Here is a 2817-nt window from a genome sequence, read left to right as displayed (position 1 = left end):
TTTTAGGTCTAACTTTAAGGGGTCGGTTCAGTGCTCCTTACTATGTTGTCTATGCGATTAATCTGTCAAAATATTTTGTCAGAATTATATTGTCAGTAAATCTCTTATTCTTCTAAGTTTATTTTTCAAAAAACAATTTATTCTAAAATTATTTATCCGCCAAAGCTGCTTCGATAGCTTCTTTCATAGCCGAAGGTTCTACAGTCGGTTCGAAACGACCGATAACCTCCCCTTTACGGTTTACCAAGAACTTGGTGAAGTTCCATTTAACGGAATCATCGTCCAAAAACTCAGAGTGATTTTCATTCAAATAAGTATTTAACATTTCAGCTTTTTCACCGGTAAACCCTTTGAACCCTTGCTGAGCGGTCAAATAGGTAAACAAAGGAATCTCCCCTTCACCACGAACTACAGCTTTGCCCATAACAGGGAACGTTACGCCGTAATTTAATTTGCAAAAACTCTGTACTTCTTCATTCGTGCCGGGCTCTTCTTCCGCAAATTCATTCGACGGTACAGCAATCACGGTAAAACCTTGGTCTTGGTAAGTTTTATATAAGGCTTCCAAACCTTCATACTGCGGTGTAAAACCACATTTGCTGGCCGTATTGACAATAACCAATACTTGGCCTTTGTATTGCTCCAATTTAACTTCGTTGCCTGCTTTGTCTAAAATACCGTAATTGTATACGCTCATGATGATTCCTCCTGTTACATCAAATAAGAATCTCTCTTTCGATGATTTAATTGTATACAACCTTTTAATTGCTGTCAACTATATTTTGCGCAATTTAATTCAACGAATTAACCATACCTTCTGCCGCTGTTTCCCCTTCCAGCGCAGCGTCTGTTTTAATAGCTTGACGGCTTACTAAAGTACAAAGACCGAAGGTAATGCTGCACACGATCCATTCCAAATAGATTACATGTGGCACGATGCGTACGGCCGGTACGAAGTTCCAAGCCAATAAAGTCACAACAGCCGCTACTAAAGTATAGAACGCACCGATACGACTGCAGTATTTAGGGGCGAACAGGGTCATCAAGACGATAACCGCGAAAGCCGCCATTAAGCTTAAGCCCTGCATCAAGGTAGCGATGATACCGCTGATAGTCAAAGCGAAGATGAATGTCATAAGCCCCATAACCACGATTGCAATCTTGGTAATGAGCGTATATTTTTCATCAGTTACATTCGGATTGATGAAACGTTTGTAAATATCCTGGGAGAATAAAGTACCGGAGCTTAAGAGTAAGTTACAAGCGGTACTCACATCGGCTGCCCAAAGGGCTGCCAAGGTTAAACCGGCCAAGAGCGGATGAAGCGAAACGATTAATTTCGGTAATGCCAACGCCGGCGATAAACCCGGATATAATTCGGCGGCAATCACGCCCAAATACGCACTGATGAAACCGATTGGCAGCATAATAAGCCCACCCAAGATGAAACCTTTGCGAGCAACGCCCACCGTTTTGGCGCCAAGCGAAATTTGAATGATACTCTGCAAGGACAGATTCACCGTAATCAAAGTAACAATCCAAGTCAAAATCGTCATACCTCCGACACCTTCAACCAAATCGAACATGTGAGGCATCGGTGCCTGCGCTTCGATAGCGGCGGTACCGCCCATCATAACAACGGCCATGTAAGCAGCGGCGGAAATGCCGATATATTTAAGAGTAACATTCAACAAATTGGAGATGCTGGCGGACCACATGCCGCCCATCATAGTAACGCCGATGAAAACGATGGCACTCATGATCATACCGGTTGTTACGGTGAAAACATCGGGCAATAAAGCGGCCAAAATGGTACCGCCCGCCACATATTGCAAACTCATAACACAAAGCTGAACCATGATTTGAATCACGATGCCTGCAATACGGCTCTTTTTATCATAGTAGCGTTCCAACATTTCCGGAACCGTCGTAATCTGCAAACGGCGATACCGTTTCGCCACCGTAAGGCCCATCACAATGGCCCCAAGGCCCCAAGCGGCCGTGTACCAGCCGGCGGAAATACCTTTTACATAGGCCTGTTCGGCCACCCCGATGGTAGACGCCCCGCCCACGGCCAAACCGACAATAGATACAGTAATAAGTGGTGTCGTCATACGGCGTCCGGCAAGCACATAATTTTCTGCCTTGCCCGTCGTCAACTTGCGCGACGCCCAGGAAATCACGAAGAGTAATACCACATACAGCCCTACAATCACAGTTGAAATAGTCATTTAAATCGCTCCTCTCTCTGGTGATTGGGGCATATCACCGGCTCGTCCGCCTTTTTCTCAAAAAATCATATTGGCAAAATCGCCAACTATGAAATAAAAAATCGCCCCTAAAAAGGGACGATGACGAATCGCGGTACCACCCTCATTGACGATTTCGGAGTATAAAAAAAGAGGGTAGTACCCAAGGGACGGAATATCCGCGGTACCACCCTCATTATCTCGAATCGACCAACTCATAGTTCTTCTAACGACAACCACGCCGGCGCAGCCTACTTAATTCAGCCTTGCAGTTCGGAAAGGAACTTCACACTGTAATCACTGCCGTTTTACACCAACCAACGGCTCTCTGCGCATGCCTTACAGGGCTACTTTCTTTCGTCATAACTTTTACGTCGCGTCCTGCTTGCGAGCTCCGCAATTATGTTGCCCGCTACACTAAGCATTCTGCTTTTTTAAATTGAAATCATTATACGAGAAAACATTTGTCCATGTCAAGGAAAATTTTATTTTTCTGAAAAATTTTCAGCAATGTGTCGCCTTATACGCTCGAGATTTAGGCTTATAGGACAAAAAGTGTGTGTGGCTT

At 44.4% G+C, this 2817-nt stretch carries 2 protein-coding genes and 1 other annotated feature; both genes read right to left on the bottom strand.

Annotated features, from left to right (window positions below; genetic code table 11):
• Positions 1–148: 148 nt before the first annotated feature.
• Positions 149–697: a glutathione peroxidase gene (locus QZL64_RS07750; RefSeq protein WP_021841436.1), complete on the bottom strand. Its 549-nt coding sequence runs from the start codon at positions 695–697 to the stop codon at positions 149–151.
• A 94-nt stretch (positions 698–791) separates the two neighbouring features.
• The gene (locus QZL64_RS07745; RefSeq protein WP_021841435.1) at positions 792–2231 is read right to left on the bottom strand and encodes a sodium:solute symporter family protein; all 1440 of its coding nucleotides are present in this window, start codon (positions 2229–2231) and stop codon (positions 792–794) included.
• A gap of 181 nt (positions 2232–2412) precedes the next feature.
• Positions 2413–2622 (bottom strand) — a binding site (T-box leader).
• Positions 2623–2817: the final 195 nt, after the last annotated feature.

It is taken from the genome of Veillonella sp. CAG:933, from assembly GCF_000431435.1.
GTDB lineage: Bacteria > Bacillota > Negativicutes > Veillonellales > Veillonellaceae > Veillonella_A.
This window is presented reverse-complemented; position numbering and strand designations above follow the sequence as displayed.